Annotated in this window: 13 protein-coding genes; 6 read left to right on the forward strand and 7 right to left on the reverse strand. The window is 73.3% G+C overall.

Annotation, left to right across the window (positions count from 1 at the left end; translation table 11 throughout):
* Positions 1-1,458, reverse strand: a complete 1,458-nt coding sequence (locus ACZ69M_RS29440) for an ADP-ribosylglycohydrolase family protein (protein WP_470054471.1) — start codon at positions 1,456-1,458, stop codon at positions 1-3.
* Positions 1,455-2,555: an ADP-ribosylglycohydrolase family protein gene (locus tag ACZ69M_RS29445; RefSeq protein ID WP_470054473.1), complete on the reverse strand. Its 1,101-nt coding sequence runs from the start codon at positions 2,553-2,555 to the stop codon at positions 1,455-1,457. The genes ACZ69M_RS29440 and ACZ69M_RS29445 overlap by 4 nt, the downstream gene beginning before the upstream one ends.
* Before the next feature lie 249 nt (positions 2,556-2,804).
* Here ACZ69M_RS29445 and ACZ69M_RS29450 point away from each other — a divergent pair, with 249 nt between their 5' ends.
* The 3 genes from ACZ69M_RS29450 (at position 2,805) to ACZ69M_RS29460 (ending at position 9,947) form a co-directional block, all read left to right on the forward strand.
* Complete coding sequence (locus ACZ69M_RS29450) at positions 2,805-3,536, forward strand: VIT1/CCC1 transporter family protein (RefSeq protein ID WP_470054475.1); 732 nt, start codon at positions 2,805-2,807, stop codon at positions 3,534-3,536.
* Positions 3,537-3,901: 365 nt separating this feature from the next.
* Positions 3,902-8,494: a glutamate synthase large subunit gene (gltB, locus tag ACZ69M_RS29455; protein WP_470054477.1), complete on the forward strand. Its 4,593-nt coding sequence runs from the start codon at positions 3,902-3,904 to the stop codon at positions 8,492-8,494.
* Positions 8,487-9,947, forward strand: coding sequence for a glutamate synthase subunit beta (locus ACZ69M_RS29460; RefSeq protein ID WP_470054479.1), 1,461 nt, complete (start codon positions 8,487-8,489; stop codon positions 9,945-9,947). The genes gltB and ACZ69M_RS29460 overlap by 8 nt, the downstream gene beginning before the upstream one ends.
* A 141-nt stretch (positions 9,948-10,088) precedes the next feature.
* Here the strand turns inward: ACZ69M_RS29460 and ACZ69M_RS29465 are convergent, their stop codons facing one another.
* Genes ACZ69M_RS29465 through ACZ69M_RS29475 form a run of 3 tightly spaced genes read right to left on the reverse strand, consistent with a single transcriptional unit; the run spans position 10,089 to position 17,309 of the window.
* On the reverse strand, positions 10,089-11,099 hold the full coding sequence (locus ACZ69M_RS29465; protein ID WP_470054481.1) for an ABC transporter ATP-binding protein: 1,011 nt from the start codon (positions 11,097-11,099) through the stop codon (positions 10,089-10,091).
* Complete coding sequence (locus ACZ69M_RS29470) at positions 11,096-13,873, reverse strand: ABC transporter permease (RefSeq protein ID WP_470054483.1); 2,778 nt, start codon at positions 13,871-13,873, stop codon at positions 11,096-11,098. Before ACZ69M_RS29470 ends, ACZ69M_RS29465 begins: the two co-directional genes overlap by 4 nt.
* 1 nt (position 13,874) lies before the next feature.
* Positions 13,875-17,309, reverse strand: a complete 3,435-nt coding sequence (locus ACZ69M_RS29475) for an FtsX-like permease family protein (protein ID WP_470054485.1) — start codon at positions 17,307-17,309, stop codon at positions 13,875-13,877.
* Positions 17,310-17,412: 103 nt separating this feature from the next.
* Here ACZ69M_RS29475 and ACZ69M_RS29480 point away from each other — a divergent pair, with 103 nt between their 5' ends.
* Positions 17,413-18,144 (forward strand): ABC transporter ATP-binding protein, encoded by a 732-nt coding sequence (locus ACZ69M_RS29480; protein WP_470054487.1) that lies wholly within the window; start codon positions 17,413-17,415, stop codon positions 18,142-18,144.
* 68 nt (positions 18,145-18,212) lie between these two features.
* Here ACZ69M_RS29480 and ACZ69M_RS29485 read toward each other — a convergent pair whose 3' ends face one another.
* Positions 18,213-19,061 carry a chitosanase gene (locus ACZ69M_RS29485; RefSeq protein WP_470054489.1) on the reverse strand — a complete coding sequence of 283 codons (849 nt, stop codon included), beginning with the start codon at positions 19,059-19,061 and terminating at the stop codon, positions 18,213-18,215.
* A gap of 20 nt (positions 19,062-19,081) precedes the next feature.
* Positions 19,082-20,029, reverse strand: a complete 948-nt coding sequence (locus ACZ69M_RS29490; RefSeq protein ID WP_470054491.1) for a rhomboid family intramembrane serine protease — start codon at positions 20,027-20,029, stop codon at positions 19,082-19,084.
* Between the two features lie 157 nt (positions 20,030-20,186).
* Here ACZ69M_RS29490 and ACZ69M_RS29495 point away from each other — a divergent pair, with 157 nt between their 5' ends.
* Together ACZ69M_RS29495 and ACZ69M_RS29500 are read left to right on the forward strand one after the other, a co-directional pair.
* Positions 20,187-20,906 (forward strand): vWA domain-containing protein, encoded by a 720-nt coding sequence (locus ACZ69M_RS29495; protein WP_470054493.1) that lies wholly within the window; start codon positions 20,187-20,189, stop codon positions 20,904-20,906.
* The gene (locus ACZ69M_RS29500) at positions 20,903-21,463 is read left to right on the forward strand and encodes a HutD/Ves family protein (RefSeq protein ID WP_470054495.1); all 561 of its coding nucleotides are present in this window, start codon (positions 20,903-20,905) and stop codon (positions 21,461-21,463) included. The genes ACZ69M_RS29495 and ACZ69M_RS29500 overlap by 4 nt, the downstream gene beginning before the upstream one ends.
* Positions 21,464-21,509: the final 46 nt, after the last annotated feature.

A 21,509-nucleotide genomic window follows, 5' to 3' on the forward strand; every position in this document is an offset into this window, starting at 1 on the left:
TCATCCCTCTGGGGTGGCCAGTTCCGTCGCTTCCAGGAGGTCGGCGAGTCCGATCAGGTCCGTGCCCGTGAGCCGGGGCAGCGCGCAGCCGGACAGGATGCGGCAGGCGTCGCGCCAGGAGGCCGGGATCGCGGCGCCGCCGCCCAGCGCGCCGGTGAGCGCGCCCGCGAGGGCCGGGGCCGAGTCCGCGACCCGGGACAGACAGGCGGCGGCGGGCACCGCCTCCGCGATCCGGCCGCGTGCGGCGGTGGCCAGGGCGAGGGCGACCGGCACGGTCTCCGCCGCCGCGATGCCGTAGCTGTAGACGTGGTCGACGATCTGGTGTTCCAGGAGGGGGACCAGGGCGAAGGTGTCCTCACTGGCGCGGGCGAGCCGCAGTGCGTGCCGTGCGTTGCGGCCGATCTCCGTCGACTCGGGGAGCTCGGCGAGGGCGGCGTCCGCGCAGGCGTCGACGTCGGCCCCGGCGAGGGCGAGCGCGAGGGCCGCGGCCATCGCGCGGGCGCCGTGCACCCCGTCGCCGTCCTGGGTGTAGCGGGCGTCGAACTCGGCGAGTTCCGCGGCGAGTCGGGGGTCGCCCGGGTGTGCCACGGCGAGCACGCAGGCCCGTACGCAGGCCGCGTCGTCGAAGTAGTGCGGGTTGTCGTGGCCGGTGGCGGGCGGGCGCAGCCCGGTGGCGAGGTTGCCGAGGCCCGCCCGTACGGAGATCCGGGCGCGGAGGGGGAGCAGCGCGGACTCGACCTCGGGGGCGCGCTCGGCGGCCGCGGCGACCTCGCTGGCGACGGCGTTCCAGGACAGGTCGATGGACGCCCGCATCCGGCGTTCCCGGCTCAGGTCGCCGAGCGCGCTGCGGTCCCCGGCGCGCAGCACGGCCTCCGCCGCGAACGCCGCCCATTCCGCGTCGTCCGACGGGCCGAGCCGCAGGGGTTCCGGCGGCTGGTTGAGCGCGATGGGTACGGGCAGGGTCGTCGTCGCGTTCTGTTCCGCGAAGGTGTCCAGCTCGCGGGTCAGCCGCCGGGTCCACTCGGGCATCCGGGCCGCGCGGTGCCGGCCGGCGGGCCAGCCCGCGGCGTCGCCCGCGGCCAGCCCGAGCAGGAGGCCCTCGATCCGGCGGGCGCGTGGGGCGGGTGCGGGGGCTGCGCCCGGCTCGGTACGGGGGGCGGCGTCCGACGAGAGTGAGTCCCCGGTGTCGGTCGTCGAGGGGGAGTCCCCGGTGTCGGACGTCGAGAGTGAGTCCCCGGTGTCGGTCGTCGAGGGGGAGTCCCCGGTGTCGGTCGTCGAGAGTGAGTCCCCGGTGTCGGTCGTCGAGGGGGAGTCCCCGGTGTCGGTCGTCGAGAGTGAGTCCCCGGTGTCGGACGTCGAGAGTGAGTCCTCGATGTCGCAGATCGAGACCGATCCCCCGGCTTCCGGTGCCGAGGCCGATCCCGTGCCGGGTTCGTCGCCCACCAGGCCGGGTCTCATGGCTGCACCTCGTCATCGTCGTCGGCAAGGATGTAATCGCTGGTGAGGGCGTACAGGTCGGGGGGTGGAGGTGCCGTGCTCCCGGTTCCCCACTTCCCGTCGTCCCCCGGTGTGAGCAGCTCCGCCACGTCCAGTACGTGGTGGCCCGCCATGGAGGGCAGGCAGCTGCCGCGCGCCGGGCCGATCGCCGCCGCCCAGTCCGCCGGGATCGCGGCGGCGCCCCGGGTCGCCCCGGCCAGCGCGCCCGCCACCGCGGCCGTGGTGTCGGCGTCGCGGCCCATGTTGACGGCGGTCAGGACGGACTCGGTGAAGTCGCCGTCGGCGGCGGCGTACGCGCCGAAGGCGAGGGCGACGGCCTCCGGGGCCAGGTCGGTCCAGGGGTAGCCGCCGATGACGACCGCCGAGCGGACCGCCCGTTCCCCGCGGTGGGCGACGGCCACCGCCCGGCGCAGGGAGCGGGCCGTCCAGGAGTCGTCCGGGATCACGGCGAGCGCGGAGGCGACCACCGCGATCGTGGCGGCGCCCGCCATCGCCGCCGCGACCCCCGCCGCGACCGCCTGGCCGCCGTAGATGCCCTCGCCTTCGTGGCTCACCGAGCCGTCGATCGCCACCAGCCGGGCCGCCTCCGCCGGGCGGCCCGCCGCGAAGACGCCGAAGGGGGCCGCGCGCATCGCCAGGCCGTCGCTCCAGGCGTGCCGGTGCTGGGCGGAGATGGGGGCCGCGAGTCCCCGGCGCAGGTTCTCCAGGGTGCCGCGCTCGCTGAAGCCGGCGCCCCGGAACGGCCCCTCGTCGCGGTCGGCGATCCACTGGTGCCAGGCCGCCTCGACATGCGTCACGGTGAGCGCCGAGCCGTGCCGGGCCAGCAGCAGCCCCGAGAAGATCGCGTACTCCGTGTCGTCCGTCCCGGCCGGGTGCTCGGCGACGTACCCCGTGATCCGTCCCCACTTCGCGCGGATCTGCGACGGCCTCATGTTCTCGGCGGGCGCGCCCAGCGCGTCCCCGACGGCGAGGCCGAGCAGCGCGCCGCGGGCCCGCTCGCGCACAGCGGCCGAGTCCCCGGGTGCCGGGACGGAGGGAATGCAGGCGATGGAAGCCATACGGTGCCTCTCCTCTCAGGGCGCAGAGCCCTTTGGGGATGTGTCCCACGGGAGGGGGCGGGGAGAGCCGTCCGCGGCTCCTCATTCACCCGGTCGACATCTGTGCATGATCCTTAACAGATGAGCGCTTGAGGGCAAAACCGCAGGTTAGCCCAGCCTTTCCTTGCTGGCGGAGAAGAAATTCCAGGCGTAGTTTCGTGGTTGTCGAAAAGTAGAAACAGTCCAATCGACGGATCCTGGGGGACCGGTATGTCCATCATCGAGACCGAGGCGACGCTGCACGAGGCGCACCGCGACAACCACACCCACCGGGATGTGAACGGCGGATGGCTGCGCCCGGCCGTGTTCGGCGCGATGGACGGGCTCGTGTCCAACCTCGCCCTGATGACCGGTGTCGCCGGCGGGTCCGTCTCCCATCGGACGATCGTCATCACCGGGCTCGTGGGCCTGGCCGCAGGCGCCTTCTCCATGGCCGCGGGCGAGTACACCTCCGTCGCCTCGCAGCGCGAGCTCGTCCAGGCCGAACTCGACGTCGAGCGCCGTGAGTTGAGCAAGCATCCGCAGGACGAGGAGCGCGAGCTCGCCGCGCTGTACGAGTCGCGCGGCGTCGATTCCGCGCTCGCCCGCGAAGTGGCCAAGCAGCTCTCGCGCGACCCCGAGCAGGCCCTGGAGATACACGCCCGCGAAGAGCTCGGCATCGACCCCGGCGACCTGCCCTCCCCGGCCGTCGCCGCCGTGTCGAGCTTCGGCTCCTTCGCCCTGGGTGCCCTGCTCCCGCTGCTGCCGTATCTGCTCGGCGCGACCGTCCTGTGGCCCGCGCTGCTGCTCGCGCTGATCGGGCTCTTCGCGTGCGGCGCGATCGTGGCCCGGGTGACGGCTCGAACCTGGTGGTACAGCGGAATCCGGCAGCTCGCGCTCGGGGGTGCCGCGGCGGGTGTGACATACGTCCTGGGCAGCCTGTTCGGCACCGCCGTAGGATGATGTCTCGCGCACTTATGCATGGGACTGTATAAGTAGCCGTTACTCGCTGGTTTCGATTGCTTAACCACTGGGAATGAGCCGTAAGCGCTGCGGGCAATGAGGCCTGCGCCGCGCCAGTGCGGTGGGTGACGTTGCCTGCCGTGCTCCGGGCCCACGGACACCGATCTGTCCGCTTAGGCCCCCTTAACTTCACTGTCGTGCGAGGTACCCCCACGCCACCCCTGGGTGTCCGCATGTTGGAACGCAGTATCCGGTTCCCGAGAACCACTCCATCATGTAACCTGCACGAAATTTTGCACCCCTAAGCAGAGGGCCAACGTCGTCCCTCGGCACATGCATATGCCACGACGACGACGGGAGAGCCGATGCGTACGCCGCGCCAGCCGTCCCAGCACTCCACGAATGGCCAGAACTGGTCCTTCATGGATGCTCGCCCTGCTGCGCAGGGTATGTACGACCCCCGCAACGAGCACGACGCCTGTGGCGTCGGCTTCGTGGCCACCCTCACCGGTGAGGCGAGCTACGCGCTGGTCGAGCAGGCGCTCACCGTGCTGCGCAACCTGGAGCACCGGGGTGCCACCGGCGCCGAGCCCGACTCGGGCGACGGTGCGGGCATCCTGTCCCAGGTCCCCGACGCGTTCCTCCGTGAGGTGGCCGGATTCGAGCTGCCCGAGGCCGGCGCGTACGCGGTCGGTATCGCCTTCCTGCCGCAGGACGGCACCGAGGACGCCGTCTCACGGATCGAGACGATCGCCGCCGACGAGGGCCTGACCGTCCTCGGCTGGCGCGAGGTCCCGGTCGCCCCCGAGCTGCTCGGCGCCACCGCCCGCTCCACGATGCCCGCCTTCCGCCAGATCTTCGTCACGGACGGCGTCTCGACCGGCATCGAGCTGGACCGCAAGGCGTTCGTGCTGCGCAAGCGCGCCGAGCGCGAGGCCGACGTGTACTTCCCGTCGCTCTCCGCGCGCACCATCGTCTACAAGGGCATGCTGACCACCGGCCAGCTGGAGCCCTTCTTCCCGGACCTGTCCGACCGCCGCTTCGCCTCCGCGATCGCGCTCGTGCACTCCCGGTTCTCCACCAACACCTTCCCGAGCTGGCCGCTCGCCCACCCGTACCGCTTCGTCGCGCACAACGGCGAGATCAACACGGTCAAGGGCAACCGCAACTGGATGAAGGCCCGCGAGTCCCAGCTGGTCTCCGACCTCTTCGGTGACAAGGGCCTGGAGCGGGTCTTCCCGGTCTGTACGCCCGACGCGTCCGACTCCGCCTCCTTCGACGAGGTGCTCGAGCTCCTCCACCTCGGCGGCCGCTCGCTCCCGCACTCCGTGCTGATGATGATCCCGGAGGCGTGGGAGAACCACGACTCCATGGACCCGGCCCGCCGCGCCTTCTACCAGTTCCACTCCACGATGATGGAGCCCTGGGACGGCCCGGCCTGTGTCACCTTCACCGACGGCACCCAGGTCGGCGCGGTCCTCGACCGCAACGGTCTGCGCCCCGGCCGCTACTGGGTCACCGACGAGGGTCTCGTCGTCCTCGGCTCCGAGGTCGGCGTCCTCGACATCGACCCCGCGAAGGTCGTCCGCAAGGGCCGCCTCCAGCCCGGCAAGATGTTCCTCGTCGACACCGCCGAGCACCGCATCATCGAGGACGACGAGATCAAGGCCGCCCTCGTCGCCGAGAAGCCGTACACGGAGTGGCTGGAAGCCGGCGAGATCGAGCTCTCCGACCTCCCCGAGCGCGAGCACATCGTGCACACCCACGCCTCGGTCACCCGCCGCCAGCAGACCTTCGGCTACACCGAGGAAGAGCTGCGCATCATCCTCGCGCCGATGGCCAACACCGGCGGTGAGCCGCTGGGCTCCATGGGCACGGACTCCCCGATCGCGGCCCTGTCCGCGCGCCCGCGTCTGCTCTTCGACTACTTCACCCAGCTGTTCGCGCAGGTCACCAACCCGCCGCTGGACGCGATCCGCGAGGAGCTCGTCACCTCGCTGCGCTCCTCGCTCGGCCCGCAGGGCAACCTCCTGGAGCCCACGGCCGCGTCCTGTCGTAGCGTCACCCTGCCCTTCCCGGTGATCGACAACGACGAGCTGGCCAAGCTCATCCACATCAACGCCGACGGCGACATGCCGGGCATGAAGGCCGCGACGCTGTCCGGTCTCTACCGGGTCAGCGGTGGCGGCGACTCCCTGGCCGCGCGGATCGAGGAGATCTGCGCGGAGGCCGACGCGGCCATCGAGAACGGCGCCCGTCTGATCGTCCTGTCGGACCGCCACTCCGACGCCGAGCACGCGCCGATCCCCTCGCTGCTGCTCACCGCGGCCGTCCACCACCACCTCATCCGCACCAAGCAGCGCACCCAGGTGGGCCTGCTGGTCGAGGCGGGCGACGTCCGCGAGGTCCACCACGTGGCCCTCCTCATCGGCTTCGGCGCCGCCGCGGTCAACCCCTACCTGGCGATGGAGTCGGTCGAGGACCTGGTCCGCGCCGGCACCTTCCTGACCGGCATCGAGGCCGAGCAGGCCATCCGCAACCTGATCTACGCGCTCGGCAAGGGCGTCCTCAAGGTCATGTCCAAGATGGGCATCTCCACCGTCGCCTCCTACCGCGGCGCCCAGGTCTTCGAGGCCGTCGGCCTCGACCGGGCCTTCGTCGAGAAATACTTCAACGGCACCGCCACCAAGATCGGCGGCGCGGGTCTCGACGTCATCGCCAAGGAGGTCGCGGCGCGGCACGCCAAGGCCTACCCGGCTTCCGGCATCGCACCGGCGCACCGGGCCCTCGACATAGGCGGCGAGTACCAGTGGCGCCGCGAGGGTGAGCCGCACCTGTTCGACCCGGAGACGGTCTTCCGCCTCCAGCACTCGACGCGCTCCGGCAGCTACGACATCTTCAAGAAGTACACGGACCGGGTGAACGAGCAGTCCGAGCGCCTGATGACGCTCCGCGGCCTGTTCGGCTTCACGTCCGACCGGCAGCCGATCCCGCTCGACGAGGTCGAGCCGGTGAGCGAGATCGTCAAGCGCTTCTCCACCGGTGCCATGTCGTACGGCTCCATCTCCAAGGAGGCGCACGAGACCCTCGCCATCGCCATGAACCAGCTGGGCGGCAAGTCCAACACCGGCGAGGGCGGCGAGGACGCGGACCGGCTCTACGACCCGGCGCGCCGCTCGTCGATCAAGCAGGTCGCCTCCGGCCGCTTCGGCGTCACGTCGGAGTACCTGGTCAACGCCGACGACATCCAGATCAAGATGGCGCAGGGCGCCAAGCCCGGCGAGGGCGGCCAGCTGCCCGGCCACAAGGTCTACCCCTGGGTCGCCAAGACCCGGCACAGCACCCCGGGCGTGGGCCTGATCTCCCCGCCCCCGCACCACGACATCTACTCCATCGAGGACCTGGCCCAGCTGATCCACGACCTCAAGAACGCGAACCCGCAGGCGCGGATTCACGTCAAGCTGGTCTCCGAGGTCGGTGTCGGCACGGTCGCCGCGGGTGTCTCCAAGGCGCACGCGGACGTGGTGCTCATCTCCGGCCACGACGGCGGTACGGGCGCCTCCCCGCTGACCTCCCTGAAGCACGCGGGCGGCCCCTGGGAGCTCGGCCTCGCCGAGACGCAGCAGACGCTGCTGCTCAACGGCCTGCGCGACCGTATCGTCGTGCAGACCGACGGCCAGCTGAAGACCGGCCGTGACGTCGTCATCGCCGCGCTGCTCGGCGCCGAGGAGTTCGGTTTCGCGACCGCGCCGCTCGTCGTCTCCGGCTGCGTCATGATGCGCGTCTGCCACCTGGACACCTGCCCGGTCGGCATCGCCACCCAGAACCCGGTGCTGCGCGACCGCTTCGCCGGCAAGGCCGAGTACGTCGTGAACTTCTTCAAGTTCATCGCCGAAGAGGTCCGCGAGATCCTCGCCGAGCTGGGCTTCCGCACCATCGAGGAGGCCGTCGGCCACGCCGAGAACCTCGACGTGGAGCGGGCGGTCACCCACTGGAAGGCGCAGGGCCTGGACCTGTCCCCGCTCTTCCACGTGCCCGAGCTGCCCGAGGGCGCGGTGCGCCACCAGGTCGTCGCCCAGGACCACGGTCTGGAGAAGGCGCTCGACAACGAGCTGATCAAGCTCGCCGCCGACGCGCTGGCCGCGAACACCCAGGCCGATGCCCAGCCGGTGCGCGCCCAGGTCGCGATCCGCAACATCAACCGCACGGTCGGCACCATGCTCGGCCACGAGGTGACGAAGAAGTTCGGTGGCGGGGGCCTGCCCGACGACACCATCGACATCACCTTCACCGGCTCCGCGGGCCAGTCCTTCGGCGCCTTCCTGCCGCGCGGTGTCACGCTGCGCCTGGAGGGCGACGCCAACGACTACGTCGGCAAGGGCCTCTCCGGCGGCCGGGTGATCGTCCGTCCCGACCGGGGCGCCGACCACCTCGCCGAGTACTCGACCATCGCGGGCAACACCATCGCGTACGGCGCGACGGGCGGCGAGCTCTTCCTGCGCGGCCGCACCGGCGAGCGCTTCTGCGTCCGCAACTCCGGCGCGACGGTGGTCTCCGAGGGCGTGGGCGACCACGGCTGCGAGTACATGACCGGCGGTCACGCGGTCGTCCTCGGCGAGACGGGCCGCAACTTCGCGGCCGGCATGTCCGGTGGCATCGCGTACGTCGTCGACCTGAACCGCGACAACGTCAACGTCGGCAACGTGGGCGCCGTCGAGGCCCTCGACGAGACCGACAAGCAGTGGCTGCACGACGTGGTGCGCCGCCACCAGGAGGAGACCGGCTCGACCGTCGCCGAGAAGCTCCTGGCGGAGTGGGACACGGCGGTGGACCGCTTCAGCAAGATCATCCCCAGCACGTACAAGGCAGTGCTCGCCGCCAAGGACGCCGCCGAGCGAGCCGGACTCCCCGAGTCCGAGATCACCGAGAAGATGATGGAGGCGGCGACCAATGGCTGATCCCAAGGGCTTTCTGAACCACGGCCGCGAGGTCGCCAGGACCCGCCCCGTCGAGGAGCGCGTCAAGGACTGGAACGAGGTCTACGTTCCGGGTTCGCTGCTCCCGATCATCTCCAAGCAGGCCAGCCGTTGCATGGACTGCGGGATCCCGTTCTGCCACAACGGCTGTCCGCTGGGGAACCTGATCCCCGAGTGGAACGACTACGCCTACCGCGAGGACTGGGGGGCCGCGTCCGAGCGTCTGCACGCCACGAACAACTTCCCGGAGTTCACGGGCCGCCTGTGCCCCGCTCCCTGCGAGTCGGCGTGTGTGCTCGGCATCAACCAGCCCGCCGTGACCATCAAGAACGTCGAGGTCTCGATCATCGACAAGGCGTGGGACACGGGCGACGTCGCCCCGCGGATCCCCGAGCGCCTGTCGGGCAAGACCGTCGCGGTCATCGGTTCGGGCCCGGCGGGTCTGGCCGCCGCCCAGCAGCTCACCCGGGCGGGCCACACGGTCGCCGTGTACGAGCGCGCCGACCGCGTCGGCGGCCTGCTGCGCTACGGCATCCCCGAGTTCAAGATGGAGAAGCGGCACATCAACCGCCGCATCGAGCAGATGCGCGCGGAGGGCACCCGCTTCCGCACCGGCATCGAGATCGGCCGCGACCTCAAGGCGACGGACCTGCGCAAGCGGTACGACGCCGTGGTCATCGCCGCCGGTGCGACGACCGCGCGTGACCTCCCGGTCCCCGGCCGCGAGCTCAACGGCATCCACCAGGCCATGGAGTACCTGCCGCTGGCCAACAAGGTGCAGGAGGGCGACTACGTGGCGCCCCCGATCACGGCCGAGGGCAAGCACGTCGTGGTCATCGGCGGCGGCGACACCGGCGCGGACTGCGTGGGCACCGCCCACCGCCAGGGCGCGGCCTCGGTCACCCAGCTGGAGATCATGCCGCGACCGGGCGAGGAGCGGAACCCGGGCCAGCCCTGGCCGACGTTCCCGATGCTCTACAAGGTCACCTCCGCGCACGAGGAGGGCGGTGACCGCGTCTACGCGGTCTCCACCACCCACTTCGAGGGCGACGAGGACGGCAACGTCCAGTGGCTGCACCTCACCGAGGTCGAGTTCGTCGACGGCAAGCTGAACCAGAAGCCGGGCACGGAGCGCAAGATCCCCGCCCAGCTGGTCACGCTGGCCATGGGCTTCACCGGCACCGACGTCGAGAACGGCGTGGTCTCGCAGTTCGGCCTGGAGCTCGACGCGCGCGGCAACATCGCCCGCGACGCCGAGTTCGCGACCAACGTGCCCGGCGTGTACGTCGCCGGTGACGCCGGCCGCGGCCAGTCGCTGATCGTCTGGGCCATCGCGGAGGGCCGCTCTGCCGCCCGCGGGGTCGACCGCTTCCTGACCGGGGCCAGCGACCTGCCGGCCCCGATCCGCCCGACGGACCGCTCGCTGATGGTCTGACGCTCCACCCCGATGAACGTCCCGTACAACGGCGTACGGAACTGAACGCGGCGCCTGCCTTGTCCCCGACCGGACGGTGGTGGGCGCCGTGGTGCGTCGCCGGCAGGTCGGGCCGGCGGCGGAGCGTCGTGGCGGCCGGTCTCAGTCGGCCGGGCGCCCGGTGTCGTCCGGCCAGACCCCTATGTGGTCCTGCTCCAGTTCCAGCATCACCCGGTCCTCCATCCCGAGGGCCGCGGTGTACTCGGCGGGCAGCTGGAGCCGGCCGGCCCGGTCCAGCGTCGCGAACTCCCGTGCCACCAGGGACTCCTGGCCCTGCGCGTCGACCTCCGTGCGGCGCAGCACCTCCGTCGAGGTACGGCCGTCACGGATCGCGACCGCGCGCCGGACCTCGCCGGCGACCGCCTGGTCGTGCGTGACGATCACGATCGTCGTGCCCAGCTCCTCGTTGGCCCGGCGGAACGCCGCGAAGACCTCCGCGCCGGTCGCCGAGTCGAGTTCGCCGGTCGGCTCGTCGGCGAGCAGCACGGACGGCGCGTTGGCGAGGGCCACGGCGATCGCGACCCGCTGCTGCTGCCCGCCGGACATCTGCGACGGACGGCGGCCGTGGCAGTCGGCGACGCCGAGCATCGTGAGCAGCTCCTGCGCCCGCTCGGCCCGCCGCTTCCCGCGGCCCCGGCCGCCCCTCAACTGCATGGGCAGCGCCACGTTCTGGGCCGCCGTCAGATAGGGGAGGAGATTGCGGGCCGTCTGCTGCCAGACGAAGCCGACCACCTCACGGCGGTAGCGCAGCCGGTCCTTCGCGTTCATCGTGAGCAGATCGCGGCCCGCGACCCGCGCGGCGCCCGCGGTGGGCACGTCGAGGCCGGCGAGGATGTTCATCAGGGTCGACTTGCCGCTGCCGGAGGCACCGACCAGCGCCATCAACTCGCCCTCCCGGACCAGCAGATCGAGCCCCTGGAGCGCCTGTACCTCCACCCCCGCGGAGCCGCCGCGACCGGGGGAGCCGCCCCCGGCCGACCGGCCGGAGAAGATGCGGACCAGCCGGTCGCAGGCGATCAGGGCGTCCCGTCCGTACGCGGGCCGGTCGCGGCGCGCCGCCGCCCGGTGCTCCAGCTCCGCCAGGCTCGTCCGCGAGGTCGTCGCACGGGTCATCGCATGCCTCCTGTCCTGAGTTCGGTGATCGACGTACGGCGCCCCGCCCACCAGGCCTGCGCGACGGCCACCGCCCACGCCAGCAGCACCGTGCCCGCCGCGGGCAGGAGCAGCGACCACACGTCGGTACGCAGCGACGCGCCGACCACCGGCACTCGGCCCGCCGCGGTGGCCAGCGCGAGACGTTCCAGGTCGATGCCGGGAGCGAGCAGCCGGACCGTGGCCCAGCCGGCGAGCATCCCGCCCGAGGCCGCGAGCAGCGCCTGGGGCAGCGCGTCCAGGCTGAGCAGCCGACGGCCCTGGCGGGGCGTGAGGCCCATGGTGCGCAGCCGGGCCAGCAGCGCGGCCCGTTCCGGAGCGGACTGAAGGAGGGAGAGCAGCAGGGCGAGCACGGCGTACCCCGCACCGGCCAGGGTGGCCGTGGTGTAGATCCGCTCGGCGCCCGCCTGCAACGGCGCATCGGAGAGCGCCGCCCGTTCCTCGCCGCGCAATGTCACGGTGAGGCCCTTCCCGGCGCCGCGCACGGCCGTCCGCAGGGCCGGTGCGTCGAGTGCGGCACCGGTCGCCAGCAGCGCCGTCGGGTCGGAGTGTGTGAGGCCCGCGGCGTCGACCAGCAGGAAGTCGGCACCGGGGGCGGCGGGGGTGCGGGAGCGTACGGCGGCGATCCGGACGGTGAGGTCACCGGCGAGGGACGTGATCCGACGCGGTGCGCGGCCCAGGCGCTCCGCGAGACCGGGGGAGGCGACGGCGTTCAGCACACCGCCCGTCCCCGCACCCTTCGCCCCCTTCGGCTTCAGCACATCCGCGGGGAAGGCCCCGAGTCCCGTCTGCCGGGCCAGCCGGGCGTACGACGCCGGCTCGACCCCGATCAGCGTCAGGCCCTCCTTCGCCCCTGCCCCGCCGGAGGTGAGCTCCGCCGTGCGCTCGATCCGCACGGCCGTCACCGCACGTACGCCCGCGACCTTCCGTACCGCCCCTGCCACGCCCGCCGGGAGCGGCGTCACCTCGCCCGGTCCCGCGATCCGCGCGTCCGCGCCGGTCGTCAGCAGCGCGGCCCGGTCGCGGGCGTCGGACACCCCGGCGAGCACGGAACCGCCGAACGCCGCCGTCGTCAGGGCCAGCAGCAGCGCCAGCAGCGGCAGCGCGACGCCCACCGTCGAGGAGCGGCCCGCGCGGGCCAGCGACAGGAAACCGACCACCCCGCGCCCTCGCGCGGCCGGCCGGGCGGCCCACCGCAGCGGCAGCGGATACAGCCGTACGAGCACCAGCGCCGCGATCAGCCCGACCAGGACCGGAGCGGCGCTCACCAGAAGGTCGCCCGCGCCGGACGCGCCGCGCCGCCGCAGCGCCACGACCGAGCCGACGGCCAGCACCAGCACGGTGAGTTCGGCGACCGTGCGGCGTCTGCCGGGCCTGGCGTGGGCGAGATCGTCGCGTTCCGCATGCGCCCGCGGCGTGCGGTGCGCCACGACCGCCCGCGCCGGCAGTACGGCACAGGCGAGGAGAGCGACGGCGGACGCCCCGAGCACGGCGGGCAGGAGCCGGGCCTCGTCGACGGTGAGCACGGCGAGCAGCAGACCGGCCGCGGCCGCGGGCACCGCCACGACCGCGGTCTCGGCGAGGAGCCGTCCGGCGATCCCCCGCAGCGAGCCGCCCCGCGCACGCAGCAGGGCGAGTTCGGCGGCCCGGCGGACGGCGACCAGCCCGCCGGCCATCACCAGGACGACGGCGGCGACCGCGCCGATCCCGAACGCCCCGACCGCCACGACGGGCGTGATCGCCGCGCGGGTCGTCGAGTAGGAGCCGACGACGGTCTCCAGATCGGTGGCGACGGCCGCGGTGCTCCCGGCCACCTCGCGCATCCGCAGCAGCTCGGGCCCGCCTTCGAGGGAGGCGATCCGGGAGACGAGCCCCGGGACGTCCTGTGCGGTGAGCCGTTCGGTGGCGGGGGCGAATCGCCAGTACAACTCCGGCTGTCCCTGGCTGCCGAGGAGCACCGGGGCGGCGCCGGGTGCCAGCAGGAGGGCCGCCTCCCAGTAGAACGGCGACGGGGGGGACGGGTCCGCGGCCACGCCCGGGGTGCGCAGGACCGGCTCCGCGGACCAGTAACCGCCCCGCGGATGCCGGGGCTCCACGATCCCGGTGATCCGCACGGCCAGCGGCGTACCCCCGAAGCCGTCCACGTCGATGACGGAACCGACCCGCAGCCGCAGCGTCCGGGCGGTCGCCTCGGTCACGGCGGCCTCGACCTTCCTGGTGTCCGCCGTCACCTCCCCGGCGGCGGTGGGGAGCCGTCCGCCGCGCACGATGGCGTGGGCGGCGAGTTCCGACTGCGCGGCCAGCGTGAAACGGGGCGGCGCGTCGATCACCGGCAGCCAGGAGTTCAGCCCGACGAGGCTCTTGGAGGTCCGCACCCCGTAGGCCGACTCCGTGGGGTCCGCCCGCAGCGGCGCGGGCAGCCTGGCCAGCGCCGCGCGCCGGACGGCCGCGAGTGCCGGGGGCCGCACCGCCTTCTCCCGGGTGGCCTGCGCGATCTCCAACCCCGGCTGCGGTGCGCTCAGTTCCACCGAGGTGGCGGCCGGGGGCGCCCCCGCGATCTCCTGCCGCAGCCCTTTCGTCTCGTACGCGTCAAGGGCCCGCGGCAGCGCCGCCGCGAGGAACGCCGTGACCAGCACGAGCACTCCGAACGCGACGGCCGCCCCGGGGGCGGTCCGCAGCCGCGTACGCACCCAGGGCGCCACACCGCGCTCCGTGCGCTGCCTCCACCAGGCCATCTCAGCTGTCCCCCTGGTGGCGGAGCGCGACCGCCGGGTCGGCGCGGCGGACGGCCGTCGCGGCACTGATCAGCAGGGGCAGGGCCGCGACGCCCACGAGGAGCAGCGCCACCTGGGACACCGGGAGTTCGACCAGGACGCGGGGGACCGGTCGCGCGGCACCCGGGGTCAGCACGATCAGCGGGACGACCGCCCGGGTCAGGACGGTGCCGAGGCCGAGACCGGCGAGCAGACCGGCCCCGATCAGCAGGCCCTGCTCCACGGCGACCAGCCGGGCGAGTTCCCGGCGGCCCGCGCCCAGGGCCCTGAGCACGGCGAACTCCGCGGACCGCTCGCGCCGGGAGCCCGCGGTGCCCACCGCGAAGCCGCCCGCGGCGAGGGCCGCGGCGGCCACCGCCACCGCCAGCAGCGCCGCGCGGGGCCCGGCGCCGAGCGGGTCGCCCAGCAGCCGGTCCGCGGCCTCGTCCCGTACGAGCACCTGGTCGGGCTCGATGTCGGGGCGCGCCCGCAGCGCGGCCGCGACCTGTGCGGCCCTGCCGGGGGCGGTACTCAGCCACCATTCGGCCGGTGCGAGCGGAGCGCGTGCGCGCTGCGCGAACACGGCGTTCACGGCGCGCAGATCCACCAACAGCGCACCCCCGTCCGCTAGGTCCGCTCCGCCCTCGTCCGCCGCACCGTCCGACGCTCCCGCCGCGTCCGCGGTGGTCCCGGCCCAGGCCGCGCCCGTTCCGGTCGTCGGCAGCTCGCTCACCGACCGCACGACCGTCACCCGCAGCCGCTCCCCGTCCAGCGTCACGTCGATGCTCTCGCCCGGCTCGGTCCCGGCCGCGCGCAGAAACGCCCGGGTGGCTACGGCCGCGATCGGCGCCGGGGGTGTGGCCCGCGCGGCGTCGAGGCGGACGGTGAACTCCGGCGGGCCGGCGGGCGATTCCTCGCTCCCGGGCGCACTGCCCGTCCCGTACGAGACCGTCAGCGGCGCCGTCCCCGACGCGGCCGGACGCAGGGCCGTCGACGGGAGCGCCGCTCCGTCCGCCGTCTCGGTCCTGCTGCCCCGCCAGCGCACCCCGGCGGGCACCGCGACCGCGCGGGCGGTTGTGCCGGGGCCCGTGGACAGCATCCGTACGACAGTGAGCCGGTGCTGCTCGGGCTCGCCCGTGGGAACCGTGCCGTCGAGCTGCAGCCCGGTCAGCCGCAGCGGCCCGGCAGGCGTGGCGCGGGCGCCCGAAGCCGACACGTCCAGGTCGAGGGTGACCCGGTGGACCCGGCCGTCGACAGGCAGCTTCCCGGCGCTCAGCCGGTAGGCGATGCCGTAGCCGTCCTCGACGACGACGGTGACCAGGGGCGCGAGTCCGGAAGGAGAACGCCCCGCCCTCGCCCCTTCACCCGCGGCCGTCGTCCCGCCCGTCGCCGCCGTCTCGTCGGTGATCCGCAGGTCGAGCGCGAGCCGCCGGGTGCCGTCGGGCAGCGACACCGAGGCTCCGGCCGCCTTCTCCCGAGGCGCGAGACCCCCCAGCAGCCGCCCCACGGGCTCGTCGGCGAGATCGCCGCGCATCAGCATCCCCGCCCCGGCGTGCGCCGTGTCCAGAGCGAGCACCGTCGCCCTGCGGCCGCCGGAGAGGTCCGTGGTGGCGCGGTAGGCGGGAGCGGCGTCCCGTACCCCGGGCAGCGCGGCGTACAGACCGGTCTGGCCGGGGCTGCCCGGCCTGCCGTCCAGCACCCGTACGGAAGCACCCGTCCCGAAGTCCGCCTGGTCGCCCTGCGACCGCTGCCACGACGCGCTCTGCCCGATCGCCAGCATCCCGGTCGTCACGGCCAGGACCAGCAGCAGCACCGGCCCCGCCCCACGCAGCGGACGCCGGCTGAACTGCCAGCCCGCCAGCGCCGCCGGCAGGCCCCGCCCGCTGGCGGCCCGCCGCTCCGCGAGCCGCGCCCCCAGCGGCAGCAGCCGCAGCGTCAGCACCGTGCCCGCCAGCAGTGCCAGTGCGGGCGCCGCGACCAGCAGCGGATCGATGCCCAGATCGCCCGCCCGGTCACGGCTGAGCGTGCCGCCACCGGACGAGCCGGTCTGGCGGTCGAGTTGCCAGTACGCCACCGCCGCGATCAACAGCAGCCCCACGTCGGCCCCGGCCCGCACCGGCGCCGTGCCCGCCGCGGCCCGCAAGCGCCGCAGCCGCGGCGGCGCACCCGCCGTCGCGGCCAGCGCGGGCGCCACGACCGCCGCCGCGCAGCACACCGCGACCCCGGCCGCGACCAGCCACACCTGGAGCACCGGAGCGTCCCCGAGCCGCACCCCGGTCCGGTCGAGGGACGACCACCGGGCGAGCAGCCGCACCAGTGGGCCGGACACCAGCGCGGCACCCACCGCCGCCGGCACGGCGAGCAGCAGCGCCTCCAGCGCGGCGAGGCCCGTGATCCGGCGGCGCGAGGCACCCCGCGCCTTCAGCAGATCGGTCTCCCCCGCCCGCTCGGTGTCGAGCAGCCGGGCCACCAGCAGCAGCGCGTACCCGGCGAGCAGCACCAGCTGGACGGAGACGATCATCAGCGTGGACCGGGAGACGAGCAGCGCCCGCCCGGTCCTGTCGAGCACGGCGGGCAGCGCCGTCCGCACGGTCGCCCCGGCTCCGAACGCCGCGTCCTCGCGCAGTACTTCGGGCTCGTGCGCCGCAGCCTCGCGCAGCGCGTCGATGCCGTCGGTGGTCAGACTCCGGTAGTCGGCCGCCGCCACCCACCCGGTGGTGCCCGCGGAGGTGCGGGAGGCGAGGACGGACGGGTCGGCGAGCAGCGGGCCGTAGGTGGTGAAGTCGACGGTGCGCACCCCGTGACCGCCGAGGGTGTCCAGCTGCCAGTACGGATCCGCGCTGTCGGCGGCCCGGTACACACCGGTGACCCGGACCGTCAGGGGCGCGCCGCCCAGCCGGTCGGTCAGGGCGATCCGCGCGCCGGGTCGCACCTTCAGCCGGTCGGCGGCGACTTCGGGCAGCGCGACGGGCACGGGAGCGGTGCGCGCCGCCGGGGCCGGGCCGGGCAGTGTGCCCGAGACCAGCCTGATCCGCGACCGGTCCAGGGCGGCGAAGTGGGTGAGGTCCGGTTGCCCCGTGCGGCCGTCGGTGTCCTGGAGGGAACGGGGCAGCGCGTACGGCCCCGAGCCGCGCAGCGTCCGCACGGTCACCGCGAGCCCGGCGAAGGTCCGGCGCGCGCCGCGTACCGCCGCGTCCTGGGCCGCCTCCTCACGGCCGCGGGGTACGTCGGCGCTGATGACGAGCGAGGCGGAGGTCGCGGCCGGGCCGCTCAGGTTCTGTCGGAGCGCCGCGTCCCCGACCGAGGCGGAGAACGCGGCGAGGGCGGCGAGCACCGAGGTGGTCAGCAGCACCGCGAGCAGGGCGGCGCCGAGCAGCAGCCGGTGCGCCCGAACGCGCAGCAACAAGAAGCCCGTCACTCGTCCCCCACCCGATGGCCGAGCCACCCCCTCGCCAACTCGACATGAATATCATGGGAATCCGTTCCGGGTACATGAGTGCCATTCCGCAGGGGGTACGTCGATGACGGAGAACACCGGCACGCGGTCCGGTGCCGCCCTCGTGGGCGAATCCGCCGACGAACCGATGGTGCGGGTGGAGAACCTGCACCACTCGTACGGCACGGGCGCCGCGGCCGTGCACGCGCTGCGCGGGGCCTCCTTCGAGCTGCGGCGCGGTGAACTCGTCGCCCTCAAGGGCCGGTCGGGCTCCGGCAAGACGACCCTGCTCCATCTGATCGGCGGCCTCGACCGCCCGGACCGCGGCCGCGTCCTCGTCGACGGCACCGACCTGTCCGCGCTCGGCGAGAACGAGCTGCTGGAACTGCGCCGCGACCGTATCGGCTACATCTTCCAGTCCTTCGGACTCATCCCCATCCTCACCGCGGCAGAGAACGTGGGAGTGCCGTTGCGGCTGCGCAGGGCCGATCCCCGCGAACGTGAGGAACGCGTGGCCCTGCTGCTCGCCCTCGTGGGGCTCGCCGACCACGGGGCCCAGCGCCCGTCGGAGCTCTCCGGCGGGCAGCAGCAGCGGGTGTCCATCGCCCGCGCCCTCGCCAACCACCCGGCCCTGCTGCTCGCCGACGAGCCGACCGGACAGCTGGACGCGCAGACCGGCCTTGCGGTGATGGAGCTGCTGCGGGCGGTGGTCGTCAGTGAGGGCGTCACGGCCCTGGTCGCCACGCACGACCCCCAACTCCTGGGCCTGGCCGACCGCGTACTGGAACTGAGCGACGGCGAGGTCGTCGAGCACTGACGGAGCCCGGCCGACCGGGCGCAGGGACGGCACCTCGGCGGAGGGGCCCCGGCACCGTGGGGGAGGGGCTACGGCACCTTGTACGTCTCCCCGTACACCTTCCACTCCAGCGGCGTGCGCAGGTCCAGGTTCCCGTCGTACAGGAACATCCGCTGGGCCGTGTCGATGCGGGTCGTGTCGCGGTGGGCGCTCTCGGTCTTCATCGCCGCGCGACGGACGTCGAGGAAGATGTCGAGGTAGGTCTTCTCGGAGCCGCCCTCGGCCGGGGTGTCGGCCTGGGCCATGGCACGGGTGCGCAGGTCGTAGAAGCCGTCCGCGCCGGTGCCGGGCCCGTGCATGACCATGGCGTCGTAGTAGATGAACTGGCCCAGCGTGCCGAGGCCGTCGAGTTCGGCGCGGCGCACCGCGGGGTCGAAGTAGACGCGGTCCCGCTCGGCGTCCTGCGCCCTGCGGAAGGCGGCCACCGAGGCCTCCTTGCGCCAGGCCGCCACGAAGCCCGGGCCGAGACCCTCGTGCGAGTCCGTCCCGTCGACCTTGCGCAGGGCGGGGAGATAGCGGGCGAGGCCGTTGCCCGGGTGGTCCTTCGTGTAGCCCTCGACCAGGACGAGCAGATCGTGGGTGCCGGTGCAGAAGCCGATCAGGCCCGCCGTGTAGCCCTGGCCGTCGCCGATGTCCTCGATGTAGGCATACGCGCTGCGCCAGTCGAGCGTGGAGTTCTCCGCGCTCGCCACGAGCTTTTGCGCCAGCTCCTTCTTGGCCGGGGCGGCGAGGCCCGCGCCCGCCGCCCGCCCGGCGTCCTGGCGGGCCCGCGCGCGCCCGGCGGCCCCGCTCGCGTCCGTGAGTCCCGGGACGAGGAAGCAGACCGCGACCGCGACCAGGGGCAGGACCGCGAGCAGGAGGAGCCGAGCACGTTTCATGGGCTCAGCCTAGGGAGCGCTCAGGCCGCTCCGCTCGTCAGCTCGGACACCTTGCCGACGGCCGCGATCACCAGCAGCGCCAACAGCGCGGCGCACGCCACCGCTTGGACGAGCGCCCGGCGGCGGTCCCGGGGCGCGTACGCGTAGGCGAGCGTGACCACCCCGCCCGCCAGCAGTCCGCCGAGGTGGCCCTGCCAGGAGGTGAGCCACGCCGAGACGAGCAGCCACAGCAGCAGGCCCGCCATGAAGCGGTTGACGGCGCTCATGTCGGCGCCCAGCCGGCGGGCCATGACGTAGTACGCGGCCCCCAGCCCGAAGACGGCACCCGACGCACCGAGCGTGGGCGTGTACGGCGCGATCACCAGCACGAGGACCGAGCCGCCGAGGGCCGAGAGCAGATAGAGCGTGACGAAGCGGATCCGGCCGAGCTGGGCCTCCACCACCCGGCCCAGGTTCCACAGCGAGACCATGTTCATCACGATGTGCAGAATCCCGAACGTGCCTTCGGTGGGCGGCAGATGGAGGAACGCACCGGTCAGCATCCGGTACCACTCCCCGTCGACCACGCCCTCCGGGTGGAAGTCGTAGGGGTGCTGGGCCTGCCAGACGTAGTGCCCGCCGTCGGGCCCCGCCAGCCCCGCGCCCAGCATCTCGAACCGGTCCACGATCGCCGGGCGCACCACCTCGCCCACATAGGCCAGCACGTTGAGCGCGATCAGGACGTACGTCACCACGGGCACGGTCGAGATACGGCCGCCGAACGCCGTGCGGGCCTGCCGGATCGAACGGGCGCCCTCCTTCACGCACTCCACGCACTGGTGACCGACGGCCGCCTCGCGCATGCAGTCCGGGCAGATGTAGCGGTCGCACCGAGTGCAGCGCACATGGGACTCCACCTTGGGATGGCGGTAGCAGGTGGTGACGGGGGATGGGGCGGACTCAGTGGACTCAGTGGATTCGGATTCCACGACCGGCTCCTCGCGGGTACGGAGATCAGGGGGACGATGAGCCGATGGGGTCGGCGGCGAACAAAATAGCGAACGCCCATGTGGGAGGGGGACAGCAGGGGCCGTCGGTGCCGTAATCTCGGCGTTTTCGCAACCCTCGCGCGATGGGAGCCCCCGCATGGCCGGAATCAGCCTCACCAAGGTGGAGGAGACCGCGCCCGCGCTGGTCAGTCTGTACAAGAGCGCCGGCGTCTCCCTCACCAAGCACGGGCTGAGCGGACAGCGGGCCGCGGTGTACCTGGTCGTCGACTACTCCGGGTCGATGAAGCCGTACTACAAGGACGGCAGTGTGCAGGCGCTGGCGGACCGGGTGCTCGGCCTGTCGGCGCACCTCGACGACGACGGCACCGTCCCGGTCGTCTTCTTCTCCACGGACATCGACGCGGTCACGGACATCGCGCTCGACAACCATCAGGGGCGGGTCGAGAAGATCGTGGCCGGGCTCGGTCACATGGGGAAGACCAGTTACCACCTGGCCATGGACGCGGTCATCGACCACTACCTCGACAGCGGCTCCAAGGACCCCGCCCTGGTCGTCTTCCAGACCGACGGCGGCCCCATCAACAAGCTCGCCGCCGAACGGTACTTGTGCAAGGCGGCGAAACTTCCGCTGTTCTGGCAGTTCATAGGGTTCGGTGACCCGGACAGCAAGCAGTTCGAGTTCCTGCGCAAACTGGACGAGCTGCCGGTGCCGCAGAAGCGGGTCGTCGACAACGCCGGTTTCTTCCACACCGGTTCGCAGCCCCGGGAGGTCTCCGACGCCGAGTTGTACGACCGGATCGTGGGCGACTTCCCCCAGTGGCTGACGGCCGCGCGCGAGCGGGGGATCGTCCGGTGACCGTGTGTGTCCTGCCGGCCGCCGGGCGGGTCGCCGTGCCCTGGAAGAACGGTGGCGGGGTGACGCGCGAGATCGTCGCCCGGCCCGAAGGCGCGGACATGGGGGACTTCGCGTGGCGGGTGAGCCTGGCCGACGTCGGCTTTGACGGGCCGTTCTCGGCGTTCGCCGACGTGGACCGGATCCTCACCATGGTCGAGGGCGAGGGGATGGACCTGACGGTCGGCGGTGAACAGCGCCGGGTGGACACGCGGTTCGTTCCGCAGCGCTTCCCCGGTGACCTGCCGACCGACTGCCGCCTGATCGGCGGCCCGGTCGTCAACCTCAACGTCATGTGGCACCGGGGCGCCGCCGCGACCCCCACCGTCACGGTCGCCGACCCCCGGCGGTCCCTCGCCCTCCCGGCGGGCCCGGCCGTCCTTGTCGTCGCCCTCGACGGCGCGGCCGAGGCGGGCGGGGTGACGCTCGGGCGCCACGACGCCGTGCTCCTGACCAACGAGAAGACAACACTCCGCACAACCGCCCACACCGCCGTGATCACCCTCCCCCCGGCAGCCTGAGCACGGCATGCGAACCGACGCCGACAAGAGCGCCCCGCCAGGGGCG

Source organism: Streptomyces sp. NPDC107454 (assembly GCF_055582885.1).

What these genes read in the sequence shown, in the direction of transcription:
- ACZ69M_RS29445 (WP_470054473.1), bottom strand. Translation starts at nt 2,555, where the DNA reads ATGGCTTCCATCGCCTGCATTCCCTCCGTCCCGGCACCCGGGGACTCG.
- ACZ69M_RS29495 (WP_470054493.1), top strand. Translation starts at nt 20,187, where the DNA reads ATGGCCGGAATCAGCCTCACCAAGGTGGAGGAGACCGCGCCCGCGCTG.
- ACZ69M_RS29440 (WP_470054471.1), bottom strand. Translation starts at nt 1,458, where the DNA reads ATGAGACCCGGCCTGGTGGGCGACGAACCCGGCACGGGATCGGCCTCG.
- ACZ69M_RS29450 (WP_470054475.1), top strand. Translation starts at nt 2,805, where the DNA reads ATGTCCATCATCGAGACCGAGGCGACGCTGCACGAGGCGCACCGCGAC.
- gltB (WP_470054477.1), top strand. Translation starts at nt 3,902, where the DNA reads ATGCGTACGCCGCGCCAGCCGTCCCAGCACTCCACGAATGGCCAGAAC.
- ACZ69M_RS29470 (WP_470054483.1), bottom strand. Translation starts at nt 13,873, where the DNA reads ATGGCCTGGTGGAGGCAGCGCACGGAGCGCGGTGTGGCGCCCTGGGTG.
- ACZ69M_RS29480 (WP_470054487.1), top strand. Translation starts at nt 17,413, where the DNA reads ATGACGGAGAACACCGGCACGCGGTCCGGTGCCGCCCTCGTGGGCGAA.
- ACZ69M_RS29460 (WP_470054479.1), top strand. Translation starts at nt 8,487, where the DNA reads ATGGCTGATCCCAAGGGCTTTCTGAACCACGGCCGCGAGGTCGCCAGG.
- ACZ69M_RS29465 (WP_470054481.1), bottom strand. Translation starts at nt 11,099, where the DNA reads ATGACCCGTGCGACGACCTCGCGGACGAGCCTGGCGGAGCTGGAGCAC.
- ACZ69M_RS29485 (WP_470054489.1), bottom strand. Translation starts at nt 19,061, where the DNA reads ATGAAACGTGCTCGGCTCCTCCTGCTCGCGGTCCTGCCCCTGGTCGCG.